The following is a 23,995-nucleotide window of genomic DNA, read 5'->3' as shown; positions in this document are numbered from 1 at the left end:
CCATGTCATGCATGGCAAATCGTAATGAGCGCATATTAAAAGATAGATGGGATAAATAAAAATTGATGTTTTCTAGGTTATGTATAAGCTATACCTTATAGATAGTTTCTTTTTTATAAATTATGCCATTAACGATTCAGAGTGTTATTTCACGATTAAGTTTTCGTCAATTACAGGTATTTAATGCCGTATTCAAACTGCAAAGTTATACCAAAGCAGGTGATTTACTTGGCTTAACTCAGCCTGCAGTTAGTAGCCAAATTCGGCAATTAGAACAAGCACTTGGTCAACCTCTGTTTGAATACGTTGGTCGACGGTTGTTCTGTACTTTAGCGGGCGAGCGTTTAGCTCAAAGTGTAGAAACTATTTTTACTGAGCTTAAATTATTAAAGAGTGATTTTGCCGCCCTTGACGGTAATATTTCAGGAGAACTTAAACTCCTGGCTGTTAGCACCGCACAATATGTAGTACCTCATTTATTAAGAGAATTTCGATATTTGTACCCTCAAATTGCGGTCAGCATGACTGTGGTGAATCGAGCAACTGCGTTACAAAGGCTTAATAGTAATAGTGATGATCTCGTGATTATGGGGATGGTGCCACACACCAAACCTTATGCTGCGCTTCCTTTTTTAGATAATGAACTCGTTCCAGTTTCGCCAAGTGGACATCCTTTACTTGCAAAAAATAACGTTAAAGCAGACGAATTTTTAACTCAGGACTTACTCATTCGTGAAACAGGCTCAGGAAGTCGGCTTGCGCTTGAAAAGCATTGCCAGCAACATAAATTGAAAATCATACCTGCAATGGAGCTGGGTTCAAATGAAGCAATTAAGCATGCCGTAATGGCAGGTTTAGGCGTTGCCGTTTTACCAAAATTTAGTGTTTTGCTGGAGCTTGAGTTAGGAAAATTAAATATGGTTAAAGTAGAAAATTTTCCACTAAAACAAAGCTGGTCAGTTGTTTACCCAAAAGCAAAACACTTAACACTTTCAATGCAAGTTTTTTTGGAGTTTATTGAGCAACATAAACACAATTTTACAAAATCAATAATTGGCGGCTTATGACATTTTTTATTTTATATTAATAATATGATTGTGAAAAAATAAGGCTCTTAAATATTACCTTTCGTTAAGACGACTTTAACTTGGTTTAATGAATATATTTCAAACGGTCTTTTTTTCGTGGGAACAGCGTTAAACACCCTAGCATGCAACTCCATGGATAGAGGAAGATAAAGCGACGTTGAAACCAAACCCAAGGCTAGGGTCTGTTGACGTTTGGAGTACAAATTTTGTTCTAACTAAACGCTTTTTGATCGCGACGCAAGATATGTAGCATAGTTCTTCTATGTCAATATCGAGCACAGCTACCGCATCCTGCCTCACGCTAAGTACCTGCATCCATGCAGGCAACAAAGAGCAAAAAGCGTTTAGGGCGAACCCGAAGGGCAGCGTTTGTTTAGCATTTCTACTGTGTTGCCCCACATGGATGTGGGGTAAGGTGACTTTGCAGGAGCATAAAGTCTTTATAGCTAATTTATGTAGCCCACTACGCGTAAATTTGCCTTGCCCACGCAAAAAATTCTCATTAGAAATATTGCTGAGCTATAAGGTTAATATACGTAAAATACAAATATTTCTCGCTACGTCCTGCAATTAAATTGATAACTCCCCGTCCGTTGCTGCATCACAAAAAAACAATCACACAACCCATATTAAAATCAAAATAAATCACCATTAACATAAATGACTAGATTTAATTAACTTAAAAGCAACCTTTGTGAGTTATATTAGTCAAATATGCTTGATTATGTTTTATTTTATGCTTACATTAACGCTTAGATTAAGGTGAGTAGAGCAAAGCATTAACTATACGGAGCATAATAAAATGATTTACAGTATTAAAAATAAATCAATTGTGGCTGCAGCAGTCGCAACCGCGCTTAGTGGATTTACCGGTTCAGCATTGGCACAGGATAATGCAGAAGAAACAGAAACTATAAATGTAACAGGTATTCGTAGTTCGCTTGCCAGTGCATTAAATGAGAAACGAGATAAAACTAATATTGCTGAAATCATTAAAGCAGAAGATATTGGTAAATTACCTGATAATAACTTAGCAGAAGTTTTAGAAAATGTTACAGGCGTTCAAATAACTCGTACAGCTGGTGTAGGTACTGGTGTTCAAATTAGAGGTACAGATTCTAACCGAGTTGAAATAAATGGGGTTTCAACCGTTGGTTCAGGAAGTGGTCGTACAGGTATTAGTTTTGATGATTTACCGGCCGCTTTAATTGCTGCAGTAGAGGTAACTAAAGCACCAACAGCAAAAACAGTTGAAGGTTCAGTGGGTGGTACTGTTAATTTGCGTACCTTACGTGGTACAAGTTTAAGTGAAAGATTGCTCCAATTTAAAGTGCAAGGTGAGCATAGTGATTTAGCTGATTCAACAACACCAAAAATATCAGGCACCTATGGCGATAGTTGGGAAACTGATTTTGGTAAATTAGGCGTGGTAGTGACTGGTAGCTATGCTGAACAAGATGTAGCTTCTATTAACCCCAGATTTGACCGAGACCGTGTATTACAACCAGAAACTGGTGAAGCATATTTAAGAACCCAATTTTTAGATCAGCCAATTCGTGGTACGGACTACGAAACAAAAAACTTTACTACATCAATCGAATTAGCGCCTACTGACAACTTAAAATTTTATTTTGATGCCACTTTAAATGATCAAGAACGTTCAGGTAGAGGTTCACGTGCATATTTTTCAGGTACAGGTAATGGCTATGTCCTTCCAGAACATGATTACGATGAATTTGTGACAATTGATTTAGGTTCTGTTAATGGCAAATACGGAACATTAGATTTAGGTGAAGTATTAGCTGTGAAAAGCGGTGTAATTGGTGTCGGTACTGCAGATGGCAAACAAGATCCAAATTTACGTGTAGACGGAAACACAAATTCACGATTAACTAAGAGCCATGTTTTTGCGCTAGGTGGTGAATGGACTGCAGAAAAGTTAAAACTTAATGCTGAGGTTTCTTATTCAGACTCAGACACGAAATCTCCGGGCTTGAATTCAACACTTGATTTTATCAATCCAAACGCTCAACAACCTGCTCCAGGAACTAGTGCAGATAATGGCACCCCGGCTATTTTCAATATTGAAGGAGGCACATTTGAGTTTGGTATTGCACCGGACTTGCCTGAAACACCTTCTTCTGCTGATTTACTTTCCCCTGATAATTATGCTTTAAATAAGATCGCAAGAACTTACAATACTAGTGAAGGTGACGAGACGGCAGCCAGGGTCGATATAAAATATGATGTAACAGATTTGGATACTATTTTTGTTGATGTTAACGCAGGTGTACGCTGGAATGAAACCTCATCAACACGAAATAATAGTAATGAAAACTTTACGTTTGCAAATTGGGATAGACCACGAGCCAATTTGTTCTCAGACATAGTTGTTGCTGGCCCGAATAACTTTGATGCTGCAGGCGATCGAGACCTATTTATAGCCGATTACTTAATGATTGATAATGAGATTGCATTTGGAAATCCAGATAGAGTAATCACCACTATCAATGAAGCAATTACCACGAATAACGCAAATACGGATGCTAATAATAGTTTAGTAGGTGAGCCTACCGTTAATACTGCATCATTTTTCGATATTTCAGAAGAAACACTTGCGTTATATGTGCAAGGCGATTTTGAAACCGAAATTGGTGATACATTTTTACGCGGTAATTTAGGTGTTCGTTATGTTACAACTGACCTAAATTCCAAAGGTGTGAATATAGTAAATGATGATGTAGAAAATGTTACAGAATCTAGTAGCTATGACTTTGTGTTACCACGCTTGAATTTATCTGCTGAATTATCGGATGGCTTATTTGTAAGAGCTGGCGTTGGTAAAGATATTCGTCGACCTGATTTTGATGATTTATCACCATCAGTTAATTACGCTAACTCGCCTTATGCAGCAGTCTCTGTTGGCAACCCTGAATTAGAACCTGAACAAGTTTGGTCTTATGATTTAGCGCTTGAATACTACTTATCAACTAGCAGCATGGTGAGTCTTGGCGTTTTTCTTAAAGATAGAGATGATGTTCATGTCACTCTTCAAGATGAACCCGTTAAAACCATTAACCCAGATTCTGGGGTACTAGAGCGAGATGTAGTTGCTCCATGTGAAGGTGGTGGGGTATTTAATCCAAATGTTCCGCCAGAAAATTATAATGTTGAATCGAGTCGTACGGACACTTATGGTATCTGTGTAGCTCGCCAAACTAAATTAAATGCAGGTTCAGAGAAACAAAAAGGGATTGAAATTGCTGCTCAATATGATCTCAGCGAATTTGAAGACGATCTTGGCTGGGCTTCAGGTTTTGGTGTAATTGCAAACTACACTTGGCAGGATTATAGTAATACTCTAGATTTATATGCTGAAACAAACCCTACTGATCCAATTAATACTATTTTAGGTCGAACTGATGTTGATAATAGTACGGAAACATTAGCTGATGACGTGGTAACTGAGCGTTCACAACTATCCAATTTATCCAAAAATGCTTATAACTTTACGTTATTTTATGACAAATACGACTTAAACGTTCGTTTACGTTATACGCATCGAAGCGCTTATATTCCACCAACTTCAGGTGTAATGAGATTTAATATTCCACCTATAATTGGCGAACGTGGTCAGTTAAACGCAAGTCTAAGTTACGACATAAACGAAACCTTTACTGTTGGTATTGAAGGGGTCAACTTAACACGTGAAGACAGCACAAAATGGTGCTTCAATGAAGGTGCTTTATTGTGTGAGCAAGACATTGCTGACCGTCGAATTACCTTTGGTATCACAGCAAAAATGTAATTTAAGTTAATGCTTTATTAACAATTCAAAAACTCCGGCTTATCGTCGGAGTTTTTATTTATTATAAATACCAATAAATCTATCAGTTTTTTTGGAGAAAAACTAAATGAATCAAATATTTAAATATATTTTAGCTGGTACTCTGGTGAGTGTGGCTGCTGGTTGTGCAATGCAGCCACAAGAAGAAGGTTATGTTCAAGCCAGGTTTGTGCCCGAGCGTAAAGATGATTTTGCATTTGAAAACGATAAAGTCGCTTTTCGGGTATATGGTCCGGCATTGCAAGCTTCAAAAGAAAACAATGGTACGGATTGTTGGTTTAAACGGGTTGATTATCCAATTGTTGATAAATGGTATAAAGGTCATACTGAAGGTATTTCATACCATGAAGATCATGGCGAAGGTTATGACCCTTACCATGTAGGTAATTCACTAGGATGCGGCAGTATCGCACTGTGGGATAAATCAGCTTCAGGCGATAAATTAATTCAACCTAATGTATATACCAGTTATGAAGTTATTAGCAAAACTGCTAACAAAGTCGTATTTGAACTTAAATATCAGTATGAAGAACTTAATATACAAGAAGTTAAACGCATCACGCTGGAAAAAGGCAATCAGCTTTACAAAGCTGAAAGCCAGTTCACTAAAAATGGCCAACCCGTTCAATTAGATGTTGCTGTGGGTGTTACCACTCATGATGGCAAAGCCAAAGCTAAAGTTAACTCTGAAGGCGATACACTAACCACTTGGGAAACCATTGATGGCAGTCACGTTGGCACCGCGGTCGCCTTGCCAAAATTTACGCATACCCATTTTGTTGAGCAAAAAAGTGATGTAAAAGACAGATCACACGCCGTTTTGGTCACTAAAACCGATAAAGCAGGTAAAATCACTTATTATGCAGGGTTTGCCTGGACTAAAGCCGGTGAGATCACCAGCTTTAAGCAATGGCAGAAATATGCTGACAGCTATTTAGATAAAAGTGATAAAAATGCAAAAGTTACGCCTAAATCAGTTAAATCGCTAACCAAAAAAGTTGCTGATTGGCAAATTGAACACCATGAAGAACAAGGTAAATACCGTTCAATTCCACGCATCAAGCCAGACTGGATGAGCCGAGACCGTTACCACGATTTACAATGGCAACTAGGCGCTTTATACGCGGGTATGAATGAATGGCGCAAAATTGCTGATAATGACAAATATACACAGTGGTTAAAAGCCATTGGTGAACGCAATGACTGGAAACTGCATAAAAGACCTTATCATGCAGACGATCATACCGTAGGCCAATTTTATTTAGACTTGTATGAAGAGTTTAAGCAAGAAAAAATGCTTGAACCAACCCGTAAGCAATTTGACTGGATTTTAGCAAACCCAAAAACCGGTACTTTAGAATGGAAAGCAGAAAACACTCACGCCCATTACCGTTGGGGTTGGTGTGATGCTTTATTTATGGCGCCACCGGTTTGGGCACAACTAGCTAAAATAACAGGTGAACAAAAATATTTAGAGTTCATGCATCAGGAATATAAAGCCACATACGACTTGTTATGGAGCGAAAAAGATCAATTATTCTGGCGTGATTCAAGCTATTTTGATCAAAAAGAACAAAATGGCGAAGATATCTTTTGGGCACGTGGTAATGGCTGGGTATTTGGCGGCTTAGCGTTAATGATTCCGGACCTACCATCAGACTGGCAACATCGTGAATTTTATATTGATTTATTCAAAAAAATGGCCGTTCGTTTAAAAACCATTCAACGTGAAGATGGCACTTGGTCAATGGGCTTATTAGGTGGGACAGAAGGTTATCCAATTAAAGAAACTAGTGGTACCTCATTTTTCACCTTTGGCTTAGCATGGGGCATCAACCAAGGTTATTTGGATGAAGCAACTTATCGCCCTATTTTAATGAAAGCATGGCAAGCACTAAGAAAATCAGTGAATGACGAAGGCATGTTAGGGTTTGTTCAACCTGTAGGTGCAGCGCCAGGTGATTCTTTCCCTGATAGCACTGAAGTTTATGGAGTAGGTGCATTTTTAGCAGCCGGTACAGAAATGTATAAACTAATAAAATCGGAAAACAAACAATAACAGCGTATATTTAAAATAATAGGCTTTTGTTTTTCTTCAGAAATGCCGCTTACTTAAAATAGGCGGCATTTTAACTAAATATTCAAAATTGGCATAAAATAAAGCTTTGATTCAGCGTTAAGCCATGTAAAATAAGGGATCATAAATTCCAGTATTCAAACTTAAACAGGACTCAATGCAAGATTCAACTGATTCACAAAATACCGACCATAATGTGTCCTCGATTTTAACAATAGAACAAAATGACAAAATTTATGCTGCATTAATTAATGATTTTTCAGATGCTGAAATTAATTTTGTTAGTTTGGCAGACTTAGACGTTGATAGTCTCCTACACTTAAAATCAGGCAGCAAACCGCCCTTCAAAGCAAAAATCACATCTAAGCATGAAATTTCAGAATTTAATTATTTATATGTATGTAAAGTTTTGGCGCTATAAACCATAAATACCCCACTACCCGTAAAAATATTTTAGTTCAGCAGATTAATCAGAAAATTCATTCAAAATAGAACAATTAATATCTGCTGAACTAAAAAATTGCTCATTTTCTAAATAATCCTAAAAAATTAAGCTAAATAGCGGTGTGTCTAATATAGACACTCATATTTAAAGCTTCAAAATAACTCAAATCCTCATTTTATTTTACTATTACTTATTAATTTTGTTGATATTTTTTCCGATTATCTGTCGTGAAAAAATAAACTGTGCAACATTTGCGCTACGCCACATAAACGAACCAAAAACATTGAAGTGAAATCACCTTTAAGTTAATATAATCAGATGCAGTCATTTTTAATCATAATGACAATAAAGAACATGAATACTGTCGTCATCATACATTCAGATAAGTTTTATAGCATTTGAATCTATAAACCCTGTTGTTTGGAACTGTGTATTCAAAGCAGCTAAGTACCAAGCTATATGCCGTATTTAGCGATAAAAAATTAACATATTTAGGAAAAACCATGGCCAATATCTCCAATATTCAACCTGGTGTTGTAACAGGTTCGGATGTTCAAGAAATATTTAAACATGCTAAAGAAAACAACTACGCTTTACCTGCTGTTAATGTAATAGGCACACATTCAGTTAATGCAGCATTAGAAACGGCGCATAAACTAAATTCACCTATTATTATTCAGCTTTCAAATGGCGGAGCTACTTTTTTCGCCGGTAAAGGTTTACCTGCTACCGATAAATTTCAAGGTGCTATTGCAGGCGGTATTGCGGCAGCGCATTATATTCATCAAATGAGCTGTTTGTATCAAGTACCCGTTATTTTACATACGGATCACGCAGCACGAAAATTATTACCTTGGATTGATGGTTTACTTGATGCATCGCAAGACCATTTTGAAAAAACGGGTAAACCATTATATAGCTCGCACATGATTGATTTATCTGAAGAGCCACTTGAACAAAATATTGCTACTTGTGCAGACTATTTAAGCCGAATGCAAAAAATGGGTATGACTCTTGAAATTGAGCTAGGGTGTACTGGCGGTGAAGAAGATGGTGTTGATAATAGCCATTTAGATAAATCAGCACTATATACTCAACCTGAAGATGTCGCGTATGCATACGAAAAACTATCTGCAATTAGCGAGCAATTTACCATAGCTGCTTCTTTTGGTAATGTGCATGGCGTATATAATCCGGGTAATGTGCAATTAACGCCTGTTATTTTACGCGACTCGCAAAATTATACTTGTGAAAAGTTTAACCTACCGACTAACGCGCTAGACTTTGTATTTCATGGTGGTTCAGGCTCTTCACTTGAAGAAATCCGTGAAGCTATTGGATATGGGGTTATTAAAATGAATATTGACACAGATACCCAATGGGCATTTTGGCATGGTGTGGAACAGTTTCATCAAAAAAATTCAGCCTACCTAAAAACGCAACTCGGTAACCCAGAAGGCGAATATAGTCCTAATAAAAAATACTATGACCCAAGAAATTGGTTACGTCATGCCGAGGTTTCCATGGTAGAGCGTTTAACTCAATGTTTTGAAGCGCTTAATTGCACCAACAGGTTAAAAGGTTAAATTATGCAATCAATAGCAGAGTTTTTAACTGACCAACAAGTTGACGAAAAACTTCAGCAAGTTATTCATTCAATTTTAAGCGCATCTAAAGAAATTGCTTTTCAAGTGGGTATGGGGGCAATGTCTGGTGTATTAGGCTCAACTGAAAACGAAAACGTGCAAGGCGAAACTCAAAAAAAGCTAGATGTTATCTCAAACCAAATTTTGTTAGATAATTTGAGTAAAAACCAGCATGTCAGAGCCGCTGCTTCTGAAGAAGAAGATCTGCCTGTGAGTTGCCATGAAAAAGGCGCATTTTTAGTTGCGTTTGATCCACTAGACGGCAGTTCAAACATAGATATCAATGGCCAAATTGGTACCATTTTTACTATTTTGCCAGCGCAAGATAACTTGCGAGCAGATGCACAAGAGCAGTTTTTACAATCAGGTCACCAACAATTATGTGCTGGTTATGTGCTATATGGACCATCAAGTATATTAATGCTTGCCATAAATGGCCAAGTGCACGAGTTTACATTAGATAGAGAAAAATCAGACTTTTTCAAAACCACTAATAACTTGATATTGCCGCCAGGTCGTAAAGAGTTTTCAATCAATATGTCGAACTTTTATTTTTGGCCTGGATATATGCAAACTCATATCCAAAGCTTAATCAACCCAGAGCTTATTGATGAACCTTTTAATATGCGATGGAACGGCGCTATGGTAGGTGATGTACACCGAGTATTAAGTCGTGGTGGCATATTTTTGTATCCTACGGATACAAAGAAACCTGACCAGCCAGCTAAGCTTAGGCTGTTATACGAAGCATTTCCAATGGCATTGTTAGTTGAAAATGCAAAGGGCCAAGCTTGTACCGAATCTGGCAGAATACTAGATTTAACCCTAACAGAACTGCACCAGCGTGTGCCAGTGATTATGGGTGATGCAGAACTCGTTCAAGCGGCAATTCAGTAGATAAATTAGCTCCGGATAACGTTAAACCATTCCGGGGCTAATGATTGATACTCCGTTACGAAAAATCTAATTAGCTAACGCTCGTGAATGAAAACGTTAGCTAATTTTTTTCTTACCCCATCGTTTTTTGTTACCTAGTGGTTAGATAAATACCACTAATTGACAAGGATATTATAAATTAATCTAATTTGTCGCTAAACAATAAAACCTGATAAGCCTCTAACGTAAACTTAAATGTTTGAACCGTGTTTTTTTCATCATTACCTTTGCGACGTGGTTGATCAAATTTAAATTTCTCTGGTTTGTGAAAGCCAGCATGCCAATCAAATATACATTTCCAATCGTCAGCACCTAAATTATCTACTGTATATTCTTTATGCTGTTCATTTTTTAAATTGATAAAAACCAGTACATTACCAGTTTCTTGGGTGTCTGCGTTTCGGCGATAAGCAATCACTTTATTCACCTGATCGATATGTACAAATTCTAATTGCTCTGAACATAAACCAGCCGACAAACCTTGCTTATTTTTTCTTAAATTAATTAAGGTTTGATACGCTTTATTCAATTGTGGAAATTGATCTAACCTTGACCAATCTATGGGATCATTATCGTCAAACCAGAGATCTTCTAATAACTCTTGACCTTGAAATAGCATTGGAATACCTGGTGCTGTTAATGTTAATGCCGCGCCAATGACTGAACGCTGACGCGCAAAAAAATCATCATCGACATTTCCTGGCGCTATTTCTTCCGCTAAACGAGCCTGTCCGTTAGCAATTTCGTCATGCGATTCAACATATATAATTCGATTAAAAGTTTGATCGTTATAACGACGAGTTAACGCGCCCGCGACTTTATCTAAATCTCGTGACTCGTCGTCTGGTTGCGTTAATATGTCTCTGATAGGATGAACAAAATCAGCATCCCATTGCGCACCATAGCCTAAACCGCCGTTATCAATCGAATCAGTTACAAAATCATTCCCATGTAAATCTTCAGCTATTATTAATTTATTAGGAAATCGATTGTTTGTTTCGCGATTGATCCAACGAAGTAAATCGTAAGCTTCGTTTATCATATCGTCAGGTGTTTCACTCCCTGAAACTGAACGCATAAACGGGATCATATCCATTCGAAGACCATCCAATCTAAATTCATCTAACCACATCATGGCATTATCAAAAATATATTGTCGAACTTCTTTTCGCCCATAATCAGGCCGCGTATCTCCCCATGGCGTGCTGCTGCGCCAATCATTATAAAAATAAATACCGCCTTTATCGTTTTCTGACCAGCCATCGAATTGCCATAAATGTAAATCGCTTGGTCCAAAATGATTGTATACCACGTCTAAAATAACGCCTATATTGCGTTCATGGGCTGCTTGTACAAAATGTTTTAAACCATCGGGTCCGCCGTAAGCTTCTTCCACAGCAAATGGATAAGCTGGGTTATACCCCCAACTGTAATCGCCTGCAAATTCATTAACGGGCATTATTTCAATGCAATTAACGCCCAACTCTGCCAAATAATCTAGTTTTTCAATGGCTGATTCAAACGTACCGGGTGCATTCTCAGATTCAGGTTGATTAAATGTTCCTATGTGCAATTCATAAATTACTAGTTTATTCCATGTTTCTAATTTAAATTGAGTTTCAGGCCATTGATAAATATCGTCGTATACAATGGATGCCCCGACACTATTGGTTAAAAACCGACTGCGCGGATCGTTTCTATTGAGTTTGTCACCACCTTCAGTGGTAATAACAAATTGATACTGTTCTCCATTTTTAAGCGCTTCTAAGTCCACATACCAAATACCGTTTGAGGTTTTATTCAATTCAACCCCTTCCTCGTCCCAGTCATTAAATTGTCCACGAATTGCAACAGCGGCGGCATTAGGTGCCCAAACTCTAACCGAATAACCTTTGTCTAATTTAATTAAACCTAAATTTGCATCGTTGTTTAAAGACATTTCCTTTCCTTAACCATTTATAATTGAAGTTGATTTCACTACACCAAAATTAAACAAGCTTAATTTATGCCAACCTTTAATAAAAATTAATTTATTAGGTATACAGTAGCTTGAATAAAAGTGATCACTTATAAATAAAAACGCGGGAAGTAATTTTTACGCAAATTTGGTAAATATTGCTAAAACAAAATAAGAAAAAGGTAAGTTTAAGTTGTACGCGAATACATAATTAAATGCACGCCGTAGCTAACTAGCTACGGTGGCTCGATAAAATGGTAATTATGTATTTAAATTTTTATTCGGGGTGAACCTATTACCACGCGAAACGAAATACCGTGGTTTCATCATAAATTTCACCAGGGGTTAAATAGGTTCTTGGTGAATTTTTAATATTAGGGCCATTAGGATATTTTGAAGTTTCAAAACAAAACGCTTTATATTGACCATATTGCGTGCCGTCTTCACGAGCTAGCTTATCTGATGTATATCGGCCCGTATACAATAGGCCCCCTGGCTCAGTCGTTAAAACTTGTAGTGAACGGCCGCTATTTTGATGACTAATAGTGGCTACGGGTTTTAAATCGCCTTTGGGGTTATCAAACACATAATAATGTTCAAAGCCAGATTTAAGTGTTTTAAAAGCGTCCTTTAACATTGTGGGCTGATTAAAATCTGCAGCTGTCCCTTTAACTTTTGCTAAGGTACCATCAACAATATTCTCAGCGTTTGGTTGTAAATACGCACTACTATTAATCTGCACCTGATGATCCAGTACCTTATCTGTAAACCCATTTAAATTAAAATATGCATGGTGGGTTAAAGATAAAGGTGTAGTTTTATCTGTTGTTGCTAAATAACGAACGCGGATTTCATTACTTTGTGTTAGCTGATATTCAACCACTACCGATAGATTGCCAGGATAACCTTCTTGCCCTTCAGGGCTGTAAATACGAAGCTGCAATATCGCTGCATCTTGTGTTTTATAAAACTTTTTAAGCTGCCACATACGTTTATCAAGCCCCTGTTGACCACCATGTAAATGATGTTCACCGGCATTTTTTGACAATTGATAAGTTTGATCTTCTCGACTAAAACGTCCATTTTTTAAAAACGAGGCATAACGCCCAACCACGCCGCCAAAATAAGGATTATTATCATTATATTCGTCGCTAAAATAGCTTTTAAACTGGTTAAAACCAGTGCTAATCTGGTCAATATTACCCGTTTTATCCGGTATTTTTAGCGAAGTTAACGTAGCGCCATAATTCATTATTTTAAGCTGCATCCCCTGACTATTTTGCATCTGATACTGAGTAACATCCGCTCCCTTATAGGTGCCAAATTTTGTTTGAACTATGCTAATTTCGGCCAGTACTTGAGCAGTAAAAAAAGCTGAAATTATAAAACAAGTTTTTATCGGGTTAATAAGTTTCATTCATTTGCCTCTGTCAGTTGAATTAACGGCGTGTTTGGTTAAGGCGCATCGCAATGCTATAACCAATAAATATTAAAGCGCCTTGAATTATCAGCTGGTCGTAAAATGGTATGCCCATTAAATTTAATCCATTGGTTAATACAGCTAATACCGCAACGCCCATCAAAGTCTTAGTAAGTGAACCCTCACCGCCATTCATGCTAGTACCGCCCAAAACGACTGCACCAATAATAATGAGTAATAAAGTATCGCCTACTCCGGGTAACGCATTACCTAAATTTGCAATACTGATAAAACCGGCAATACCACCTAAAACGCCTGAAGCTAAGTAAACACTTAGCTCCAACCATCGAGTTTTTAAACCACAATATCGAGCCGCCTGAGGATTGCTGCCAAGCAACATAATTTGACGTCCCCATGTGGTCATCGAAACTAAAAAACCGACGACCATTAGTACGACCAAGCTAACGAGCGTTATTTTAGGTACACCCATGAATACGTCAAAACCAAAATCCATTACTGACATTGGCGTACCTTGTACTGCTATACCTTCGGATACACTAAAAGCAATCCCACGCGCGATTAACTGAGTACCCATGGTAGTAATAAAAGGACTTAAGCCTAAAAAGCCAATTAAAAAACCATTAATCAAACCAAAAACAGAACCAACTAACACCGCAGTCGATATCCCTAAGAATACACTTTCGGTGTTATTCATAATAACACCGGCGGCGACGGCACTAACGCTGATGACAGTTGCAATTGATAAATCGATACCGCCAGTTAAAAACACTAACGTCATACCCACAGCTGCAATTAATATGACAGCGTTATTGGCCGCTATCGATTCCAAGTTAATGACGTCAAAAAAATACGGAGATAAAGATGAAAACAAAACCGTCAACGCGACTAACAAAGGTAGCGCTGGATTATTTTTTAACGGAGTAAAAAAAGTAGTATTCAAGGTTTAGTCCTTATTCGCTTGCGCCCCAAATTTTGCTTTTGTTATCAGCAATATTTTCCGAGCTATAAAAATCCCCAGCGACCACATGGTTTTTGCTAACTTTTTGCCGTTTAATTAGTTTTTCTGCCAGCGAGATACTCCTTTCACCAATTTCATCTAAATTCATCACCACAATACCATCGGCAAACCCTTTTTTAGTCGCTTGGTAACCGTCATTGCTACCATTCACGCCTGTGATAACTATGTGCTCTGGATGACCAACAGGATGGGCTTTATCTAAGCCTATCAAAACGGTTTCTATACTGGGAATTTGTGTATCAGTCGCTGCAAAAACGGCTTTAATAGATGGATTTGCTTGAAATGCATTTTGGGTTGCTGATAAAGCTTTAGCTGAATCCCAATCCGTTGGCACTGAAATAATTTTAACATTAGGTAAAACTTTTAATGCTTCTTTAAACCCTTTGCTTCGGTCAATGCCATTTTGATCATTCAACGCACCTAAAAGCTCTAACACCAAAACTTGTCCAGTTTCGTTTTTAAGTTTTTTAGCCATATGCTGGCCCGCCATGAAACCATCTTGAACAGAATCTGGACCGACGTACGCTTGATAAAAGCGTTCATTAGGCAATTTACGATCATAAGCTATCACTGGAATACCCGCACGCTGAGCACGCATTAAAGCCCCATTGATTGTATTTTGATCCACTGCACAAACTAAAATAGCATCTACTCGCTGACTAATTAAAGACTGAATTTGTGCATTTTGAGTTTGAGCATCACCATCGGCAACAACTTCTATTATTTGAAAGCCTCGCTTTTTTGCGGCTGCTTTAATCGCATTATTTTCCGCGACTCGACTTTCAAATAATTGATCTACAGCTAATCCTACACGAACCTCTTTAGCGTAAGCAGTTAAGGTAAATAAGCTGATGCTTAATAATAAACAGCAAGATTTAAATTTTTTAAATAATTTCATTTTGAATTTCCCTCTGTTGAGGCGTTAAATTTAAGGGCATTCGGTTGGCTTTTAAGCACCGAAACTCGGTCTACAAATACAGCAATAATTAAGACAACACCGCGAACAATGTCATAAATATAAGGAGAGGCATTAAACAGATTAAGTCCATTATCGATCAGTACTAAAAATATCGCGCCAATCACACTACCAGCAACAGAGCCTGAACCACCGGATAATTTAGTACCACCAAGAATAACGGCTGCAATAACAGTAAATTCAAGTCCAATACCAATTCCAGACTGTAATCCCCCTACTCGGGCAATTAAAATTAAAGCTGCGGTAGCGGCACATATTCCACCCAGGCAGTAGGCTAGTAAATTAACTTTGTTTATTGGCAAACCAGATTCAGTAGCCGATTGAGCTGAACTGCCAATTGCTTTGCAATACAAACCAAAGCGGGTATGCATTAGTAGATAAATACCGACTAATAAAAATAACAACATGAATATAATAGGTACGGGTATACCAAAAACATTGCCGTTGCCCATCCACCCCATCTCTCTTGGTACTGGAATATTTTGCGCACCGGTTAAATGTAACGCCAACCCTCGGTATATCGTATAAGTTGCTAAAGTGGTAATCAGGGGAGTTACTTTAAATCTGACAATTAACAAGCCGTTTACTAAGCCCAACACGCATCCGGATAACAATGCTGCCGAAAATGCAAGCCATACTGAGCCTGTCTGATTTAGTGTTTGCGCAAATAACGAAGAAACAAAAAATAATATCGCGCCTACCGATATATCAATGCCCGCCAAAATAATAATAAATGTCATGCCAATAGACATGATGGCAGTGACACTGGCTTGTACCAAGACGGATTCAAAGTTAGTTAAAGTTAAAAACACGGGAGACACAAAACTAAGTACAATCGACATTAGGAATGTTGCTAATGCGATGGGTAGCCATTTTTGCTTAGCTAAATTTTCAAACACCATCTTAACAAGCCTCTTTGTCGTGAACTGAACTGGCAGCCGCCGCTATTATTTGTGTAGGGTTAAAGTTTTCACGGGTAAACTCAGCTACTTGTTCACCCGTTCTCATCACCATGATTCGATGACTCAAATCGAGTAACTCTTGTAAGTCAGATGACACTAATAATACCGCCACACCTTTGGCTGCAAGTGCTGAAATTTGTTTATGGATGTCTAATTTAGCGCCTATATCGACGCCTTTGGTCGGTTCATCTAAAATCAAGATATTTGGCTCACAAGCTAACCAACGACCCAACAATACTTTTTGTTGATTGCCGCCACTTAAATGACTAACGGCACTATCAATATGAGGTAAAACAACGTTCATTTTTTCAACTGTTTTTTGCGCAGATTTTTGCTCTCCTTTAAACCCTACGCCTTTAATAATTCGTTTAACAAAATGACTAATATTGGCTGCTGTCGTATTTTCTTTCACACTTCGCTGCGGGAAAAGCCCTAATCCGCGGCGATCCTCTGTGATATAACATAATTTTAGTTTCAACATTTTGTCCAGCGTCGGCTTTTCAATGTACTGTCCATTAATATAAATTTTGCCGCTTGCTGGGCGTATTCCACTAATAGCTTCTGCTAATTCGGTACGTCCAGCGCCCATTAACCCACCAATACCCAATATTTCGCCTTTGTGCAGGGATAGTGAAATATTATTAAAATCGCATGAGGTAAAATTTTTAACCGTCAAACTGACTTGGGCCTGTGGGTCAGCCAGTTGAATTTGACTATTGGCCATTTCTCGTCCCACCATCTTAGCTTCTAGTTCAGCTCGAGGCGTATCGAGCAAATACCCCGTATCGACTTGCAGCCCATCTCGCAGCACTACGTATTTATCAGCCATTTGATACACTTCATCCATAAAGTGAGAGATGAAAATCATAGCGACGCCACGGGCTTTTAATTTTTGCATAACAGCGAATAATTTTTCGCGTTCAGGTTTGGTTAACGAGGTAGTGGGTTCATCTAAAATAAGTACTTTATCGGCATGCAGTAAAGCCTTTGCAATTTCAACAATTTGCTGTTTTCCGGCACCTAAAGTACTCAATAAAGCTTGGGGATCAATGTGAACACCTAAAAAGTCGAGTTGCTGTCTAGCAATCTGCTGTGCTTGTTGCCAATTAACTTTACAGCTGTGGCCGGGTAATTCATTAATACAAAGGTTTTCAGCTACAGTCAGACTTTTAAACAGGCTAAGCTCTTGATGAACTGCGGATATCCCATGTTCACTCCCTTTAACTTGCTCTACTTTTTTACCAGCAACAAAAATGTCACCTTTAGTCGGCTTTAAAAGCCCACATAACATATTTTTGCTGGTCGACTTACCTGCGCCATTTTCGCCAACTAACGCCAGTATTTCACCACCACGTAGATCAAATGTAAGACCTTTTACAACTGTTTTTCCATTAAAAGCTTTTTGTAGGTCTTTAACCGACAAAACCGACTCAGACATCATCACTGATAATTTACCTTTTGTATTAATAAAATATACAGTTTAATTATGGCAAAATAAAACCCAAGGTTAAACTGTTATTTGTATTTTGTTTACAAAAAACCATTAAAGTAACAGAATACAAATATATTAGGAATATTTTTAATAACTGATTGGTAAAAGCTGTTATCAATAGAAAATAATAGTCGTCATCTAAGTAGCTGATTTACTTATTAACTAGATCGCTGAATAAAACCGTCATTCCGCACCTAGTTTTTAATTAATCTTGGTGTTTTTTTATTCAGTTGATCGTATTATTTAAAAAAAGACTTGACCTAGATCCCAGATCTTGATCTATTACTCTCTTTTGAGAGTGGTGATCACAATGCCTAACCCTTTTACTAAAACACTTGAACATCACGGCTTGGTGGCTGGTTTTTGTCATGAAATCCAATTGGTCGACTTAATTGACCGTAAACTCGGTCAATCAAACGATCGTACTTTAAGCTTTGGCCAACTGGTTTTGGCTATGGTGATAAATGGCTTGGGGTTTACTGGCCGAACGCTACACATGTACAGTGAGTACTTTAAAGATAAGCCACTTGAGCGCTTAATTGGTGAAGGCGTCAAGGCTGAGCAAATCAATGATGATGCGTTAGGTCGATGTTTAGACAAGCTGTATGAATTTGGTGTATCCAGTTTATACCAAGATCTCGGCGAAACGGTTGTTAGTCACCTTGGTCTGGGCGGAGAATCACTACATTTAGACTCCACTAGCTTCCATTATGATGGTCAATCAAACGATGTGGATGATGATGTTAATACTATCCACATTGCCAAAGGGTATTCTCGCGACCACCGCCCCGACTTAAACCAAGTGGTTTTAAACCTCATCTGTGAAAATCAATCCGGCATTCCGGTTTATATGAAACCCGCCAGTGGCAACTGCAATGATATGGATGGGTTTAAAAAGATAGTTAAAGCCCATGTGAATAGCTTAAAGGCAGCACAACGCTGTCGCTACTTGGTGGGGGATGCTGCTTTATATGTTCAAGAATCCCTTTCTCATTTACAGCAAATCAATCAACTATTTATCACGCGTGTCCCTCAAACACTCAAAGAAGCTAAAACGCTCATCAAATTAGCTCCGACTTTAAGTTTTACGCCTTTATCTTCAGGCTACGAAGGCGTGTTTCATGAATGTGAATATGGTGGCGTAAAGCAAAAGTGGTTGCTAGTACGCAGTGAGCAAGCTGCTAAACGCGAAACACATACGTTAAGTAAGCGCATGCACAAACAAGCAGAGCAAGCACGTAAAAGCTTTAAACAACTCAGTCAAAAAATATTTGCTTGCGAAGGTGATGCACAAAAGTCATTGGAGGAATGGAAAAAGAAACAAATACTCTGTGATGTTGAAGGGCAAGTTGAGCAAGTCCCCGCATTTGCCGGAAAAGGGCGACCTAAAAAAAATGAAAACCCGATACGGATTGATTACCAAATTACAGGGCGTTTATTTACCCCGCTGGCTCGACGCCAAGCGGCACTGGAACAATTGGGGTTGTTTATCATTGCCACCAATGACATGAGTGAAGCGTTAACCATGGATAAAATGCTCAGCACGTATAAATCACAGCAATCAGTAGAAAAAGGCTTCCGCTTTCTGAAGAGCCCAGACTTTTTAACCAACGCCATTTTCTTGAAAAAGCCAGAACGAATAGAAGCATTATTAATGGTGATGACGGTCTGTTTAATGGTATATGCAGCCTTGGAGCATCAGATCCGCAAACAACTTGTAGAGCAAGAGCAGTACTTCCCGGATATGAAATACAAACCCCATCAGAAACCCACCGCTCGCTGGGTGTTCCAATGCTTTCAAGGGATCACCATCATGTATATCAACCAAGACACTGAGATCGTTGCTAATCTTGAGGATCGCAATCACACGATCATTGATTGCTTAGGTTATCATTACCAGAAAATTTATTCCTAAAAGTGGTGCGGAAGATCGGATAAAAGACTAATAAAATATTTTTGTCGTAATATTTCTCTCGTAATACAAAGCTAAATAGTGAATAGAATCTATTTATTGGCTAAGTTTAAGGCTTACTAATTTCACAGCAGGCTCAAGTAAGGTATGTTTTGGAGTTACTGGCTTTTTTTGAGTGGATTAAAACTTTTTGGATTCAACAGACAAATTTTCAAATTAATATGACTGAGGCTAAACATGGCCACTTAGCAAACTAAGTGGCCATAATATGCTCAAATTATTATTTTACTTGTTTGATCGTTTCTAGGGTGTAAGGCGAACCTTGACCCTTCGTATTCTCTCTCACTGTTTTAAAGGTATCAGCCGTAACTGGCTTGGCGTTATTATCCCATGCTTGTCGTATATAACTTGCAATATCTGCTAAATGCTCGTTGGTCATTGCTGAGTTTTGAGCCAAGCCCGGCATTGTCATAGGTGAAGAGAAGTTTTTACCATTAACTTCAATCGGCCCAGAAAAACCATGCAACATAATCGCAGCTAAACGATTTTGTGACTCGGTAACCCATTCACTATTATTAAGTGGTGGGATCATTGCGTTGCCTTCACCATTTGTTCCATGACAACCAAAACAACCGGCTTCACCGTTAAATAATCCTCGACCTCGCTCAACACTTTGACGCTCAGCTAATGTCAGTTCTAATTTAGTTTCACTCGTTTTAACGTAGTTTAAAACGGCAGTTATTTTCGCTTTGTTTTCCGAAGAAATCTGAGACGACTGACTCGCTAAATAGTCGGCTTCATGATTTGCCAAAGCGGCGAAGGTAAAATCATTCATACCAAACTGTTCAATCAATTGACTAAACGCAGACCAGACTTGATGAGTGCCTAATGCTAAACTCAAAATAGGTGCAGTTTCTGCATTCGCCGTTTTCACTTGACTTTGCAACCAATGTTTAATTTTTTCGTTGGTTGGTACAAGTTCAACTAAGCGATACAAACTGCGCTTTACTTTGCTGTTAGCTGACACTGATACTTGTTTTATTAATTCAAAATCAATGACACCTAATCCTTCCAACGTCCATAAAGCTTTTATTTTGGCTATCGGATTAACAGTAGTTAAAGCTAAATTTTTAAGCCCATCTACCGCTGATTTATCTTGTTTCATAACCAGTAATTGTTGCGCCATATCACGGTGCCAACCATTTTCATGATTTAAATACTTCACTAATTGCGCTGGTGTTAACCCATTCAAATAATCCACTTTAGGCACAGCTGAATTTTTATGTTTTAGTTGATATAACCGACCAATATGTTTATTTCGTGCTAAATCACGCATTTTAATTTGATTAGCTAAATAGCTCGTTAAAAAGGTTTTATGTTGTAAAATACCTTGATAAAAATCAACGATAGTAATGGTTCCATCGGGTGCATTATAGGCGTTAACGGGCCGAAAGCGCTCATCTGTTGAAGCGACAATTTCTTGTTGCTTAAATAAATTTTTGCCACTAACCACGCCATTTTTTTCAGTCAATTTTGTTGCTTTAATCAAATTAGCAGCAGGTTCTTGTACTAACCCAATGCCGTAATATTGTTCAGGGAACTGATTACCACGATAAATAACTGGACCGCAAGCAGCCGTGTGTTGTTTCAACTTATAACCTTCATTGTAATTACTTTGCTGGTAGCCTCGATTAATACCTGGGGTAACTCTAATTGGGTATACATCTGTGGTGCCTACTGCCTGTTGTAAGACTTCCTCAGAAAACTGATGTTTAGGGTTGCGGTTAGCCACATTCGGTAAAAACGAAGTGGTGCGTAGTGGCGTCCAATTGATATTAAAATACAAACGGCCATAATCGTCGTTTGTTAAACCCCACTGACCTCTAAATTCTGTTTGGCCGATAGCCATTTTCCAATGTTCGTTACGATAAATTTCATGAGTGCCTTTAGGTAACTGAGTATCTAGCGGATATGGACGATATCTTTTATCCGATTTTGCATTGTAATACCAGTTGTCTAAATTAAATAATAAGCCATTGGGCTTATGCTCGAGATTCCCACCTTTTGCATATTCAGGGTCTACAACATCTGTTCTTATTGCGGTGAATGTACCGTTAGCTTCGGCTATTTTCGTAAAATACAGTTTAGTCATATCTGCCCACAAGATACCACCTTGAACAAAGGCTAATGCTCGCGGCAACAATATTTTTTCAACCACGACCTGGCGTTTATCCATTTTTCCGTCTTTATCTGTATCAAAAAGCACCACAATCTGACTTTCATGCTTCATTTCGCCGTCAGCTTGAGTATTAGGCATAAAAGTTGTCATTTCTAAAGCCCAAATTCGACCCGCTGCATCATATTGAATCACCACGGGATCAAATATTAAAGGCTCATGAACAATAGGCTCAAGTTCAAAATCTGGATGAACTTTAAATGAAGACATAGCCTGTTTGGTATTTAGAATTGGTGCTTTAGGTATTAACTCACGTGGCACCACCTCTGACATACCGTGACCTTTTTTGTCACCCGGATTTGATTTTATTTCAAGTTGTTTTTTAGATACCTCGGCATCAGCCGCATGGCTCAATGGCGTGCTCAGGTAACCAAACGCCACCAAAGAAAAACTGAATAACGTTATTATTTTGCGAGTACTTAACTCCATTACAAAAACCTTAATTGTGTTAGGGCGAGTGAATTTTTGTTTTATTATAAGGCCAACTCGCCTTGGGGAAATGCTTTGCTTTAGATACAAAAAAAAGAGCTTTTAAAAGAAAAGCTCGTTTGATAACTGATATGCTATTTGCTCAGCAGAGTTTAGTTTTCTTGCCATTTAAGCATTTCTGATGCGGCCAATAAAACAGCGCCTACACCATACAGCTGAGAGTCAGTCTTTTTAACTGGATCAGGTGATTTACCAACATGCTGAACCCAATTTACTCGGCCATTAGGCTCCACTGAATCTTTTAATGCATGCCAGCCTTTTTCAACAATTTCTTTTGATTTTTCATCAGTCAAAATGCCTTGGTTAACACCCCAAGCTAAACCAAACGTAATAAAACCTGTCGCGCTCACTTCTGGTGTTTTGACTTTATCAGGATCCATTAAAGATGCAGGCCAGTAGCCATTTTCTCGTTGCAATTTCATTAAACCAGCTGCATTTTTCTTATAAAGTTCGATATATCTTTCACGTGAAGGATGATCTTTTGGTAGCTCATCAATAATCATAGGAATGGCCGCAAATACCCAACCGTTGCCACGACCCCAAAATACAGGCTCGCCATTATCACTTTTCATATCAAAGTATCGACTGTCCCTGAAAAACAACCCATATTCATCTGAAAATAAATAATCGGCGCTGGCCCAAAACTCTTTGTCTGCATACTCAAAATATTTAGGATCGCCAGTTACATTTGACAGTTGCAGCCAAGCTCTAGGCGCCATATATAAGGCATCTGCCCAACACCATCTAAGTTGACAATTACCTTCGTGATGAACTTCACCATGACCCGATGCCGTTGAATCTAGCATTTCTAAACCCACATCTGGCTTATTCGATAAAATCCAATCAAAATGAGTTTGAGTTGGACCATAGGCTGCTTTATTGCCGGTTTGCTCGGCAAGCCAAATATAAGTTTGTGCGATAGTGTGGTCATCAGCATGATATGGGCGGTCAGTTAATAACCCATAGTCTTCAGCTTTCGCCATTTTTTCAATAAAGGCTAAATAGGCTTTGTTATCAGTCGCTTCTGCCCATCGGGTTAAACCAATATAAAAAGAAGCTTGAATCCAAAATTTAGCGTTTTCTGATTTAGCTTTGTGTGATTCTGGAATATAGTATAAATCGTCTAACTGAGACAATTGCCAGTTAGCGGCTCGGTTAGCAATATCTCGTGCCGATACTTGAATGCTTTTTGCAGTTTCGCTGCTATTATCTTGTACTTGCGTTTGAGCTGGAATTGGCTTGGCAGCTTCAGTAGTTGGAGCTGACTCTTTACCACAACCTGCTAATAATAAGCTTAAAGTTAGTGGCATTAGGGCTAATTTAACGTTTTTTTGGTACATAATAAATCCTAATATGAATTTAGGTAGCTTGAGTTTAAATAGTAAAATTGATCATCATATTTTGCGGCTGGCAACTTAAATCCGAGTCCATATGATTAAACAAACTGGGTTTACATTGCGTTGTTTAATATCA

At 38.2% G+C, this 23,995-nt stretch carries 15 protein-coding genes; 7 read left to right on the top strand and 8 right to left on the bottom strand.

Features of this window, described 5'->3' with window-relative positions:
- The first annotated feature begins 122 nt into the window (after positions 1 to 122).
- The 6 genes from OLW01_RS14980 (at position 123) to OLW01_RS14955 (ending at position 10,000) form a co-directional block, all read left to right on the top strand.
- Positions 123 to 1,067, top strand: coding sequence for a LysR family transcriptional regulator (locus tag OLW01_RS14980; protein ID WP_268076735.1), 945 nt, complete (start codon positions 123 to 125; stop codon positions 1,065 to 1,067).
- A gap of 823 nt (positions 1,068 to 1,890) precedes the next feature.
- Positions 1,891 to 4,896, top strand: coding sequence for a TonB-dependent receptor (locus OLW01_RS14975; RefSeq protein WP_268076734.1), 3,006 nt, complete (start codon positions 1,891 to 1,893; stop codon positions 4,894 to 4,896).
- Positions 4,897 to 5,002: 106 nt separating this feature from the next.
- Positions 5,003 to 6,994: a glycoside hydrolase family 88 protein gene (locus tag OLW01_RS14970; RefSeq protein WP_268076733.1), complete on the top strand. Its 1,992-nt coding sequence runs from the start codon at positions 5,003 to 5,005 to the stop codon at positions 6,992 to 6,994.
- Between the two features lie 175 nt (positions 6,995 to 7,169).
- A complete protein-coding gene (locus tag OLW01_RS14965; RefSeq protein WP_268076732.1) occupies positions 7,170 to 7,433 on the top strand; it encodes a hypothetical protein in 264 nt (87 codons plus the stop codon).
- Positions 7,434 to 7,960: 527 nt separating this feature from the next.
- Positions 7,961 to 9,043: a class II fructose-bisphosphate aldolase gene (gene fbaA, locus OLW01_RS14960; protein WP_268076731.1), complete on the top strand. Its 1,083-nt coding sequence runs from the start codon at positions 7,961 to 7,963 to the stop codon at positions 9,041 to 9,043.
- Between the two features lie 3 nt (positions 9,044 to 9,046).
- Entirely contained in the window at positions 9,047 to 10,000 is a 954-nt protein-coding gene (locus tag OLW01_RS14955; RefSeq protein ID WP_268076730.1) for a class 1 fructose-bisphosphatase, read from the top strand.
- A 178-nt stretch (positions 10,001 to 10,178) separates the two neighbouring features.
- Here OLW01_RS14955 and OLW01_RS14950 read toward each other — a convergent pair whose 3' ends face one another.
- From OLW01_RS14950 to OLW01_RS14925, 6 genes are all read right to left on the bottom strand, one after another.
- Positions 10,179 to 11,978, bottom strand: a complete 1,800-nt coding sequence (locus OLW01_RS14950) for an alpha-amylase family glycosyl hydrolase (RefSeq protein WP_268076729.1) — start codon at positions 11,976 to 11,978, stop codon at positions 10,179 to 10,181.
- Positions 11,979 to 12,291: 313 nt separating this feature from the next.
- Positions 12,292 to 13,413 carry an aldose epimerase family protein gene (locus OLW01_RS14945; RefSeq protein ID WP_268076728.1) on the bottom strand — a complete coding sequence of 374 codons (1,122 nt, stop codon included), beginning with the start codon at positions 13,411 to 13,413 and terminating at the stop codon, positions 12,292 to 12,294.
- Between the two features lie 22 nt (positions 13,414 to 13,435).
- Complete coding sequence (locus OLW01_RS14940) at positions 13,436 to 14,377, bottom strand: ABC transporter permease (protein ID WP_268076727.1); 942 nt, start codon at positions 14,375 to 14,377, stop codon at positions 13,436 to 13,438.
- Positions 14,378 to 14,387: 10 nt separating this feature from the next.
- Positions 14,388 to 15,353: a sugar ABC transporter substrate-binding protein gene (locus OLW01_RS14935; protein ID WP_268076726.1), complete on the bottom strand. Its 966-nt coding sequence runs from the start codon at positions 15,351 to 15,353 to the stop codon at positions 14,388 to 14,390.
- The gene (locus OLW01_RS14930; protein WP_268076725.1) at positions 15,350 to 16,333 is read right to left on the bottom strand and encodes an ABC transporter permease; all 984 of its coding nucleotides are present in this window, start codon (positions 16,331 to 16,333) and stop codon (positions 15,350 to 15,352) included. Before OLW01_RS14930 ends, OLW01_RS14935 begins: the two co-directional genes overlap by 4 nt.
- A 1-nt stretch (position 16,334) precedes the next feature.
- Entirely contained in the window at positions 16,335 to 17,834 is a 1,500-nt protein-coding gene (locus OLW01_RS14925; RefSeq protein WP_268076749.1) for a sugar ABC transporter ATP-binding protein, read from the bottom strand.
- A 355-nt stretch (positions 17,835 to 18,189) separates the two neighbouring features.
- Between OLW01_RS14925 and OLW01_RS14920 the strand changes: the two genes are divergently transcribed.
- Positions 18,190 to 19,800 carry an IS1634 family transposase gene (locus OLW01_RS14920; protein ID WP_428980204.1) on the top strand — a complete coding sequence of 537 codons (1,611 nt, stop codon included), beginning with the start codon at positions 18,190 to 18,192 and terminating at the stop codon, positions 19,798 to 19,800.
- Between the two features lie 277 nt (positions 19,801 to 20,077).
- On the opposite strand, the gene OLW01_RS14915 is transcribed toward OLW01_RS14920, so the two are convergent.
- Together OLW01_RS14915 and OLW01_RS14910 are read right to left on the bottom strand one after the other, a co-directional pair.
- A complete protein-coding gene (locus OLW01_RS14915) occupies positions 20,078 to 22,462 on the bottom strand; it encodes a PVC-type heme-binding CxxCH protein (protein WP_268076723.1) in 2,385 nt (794 codons plus the stop codon).
- Positions 22,463 to 22,614: 152 nt separating this feature from the next.
- Positions 22,615 to 23,862, bottom strand: coding sequence for a glycoside hydrolase family 88/105 protein (locus OLW01_RS14910; protein ID WP_268076722.1), 1,248 nt, complete (start codon positions 23,860 to 23,862; stop codon positions 22,615 to 22,617).
- Positions 23,863 to 23,995 lie beyond the last annotated feature (133 nt).

Source organism: Catenovulum adriaticum, from assembly GCF_026725475.1.
GTDB classification, from domain to species: Bacteria; Pseudomonadota; Gammaproteobacteria; order Enterobacterales; family Alteromonadaceae; genus Catenovulum; species Catenovulum adriaticum.
This window is presented reverse-complemented; position numbering and strand designations above follow the sequence as displayed.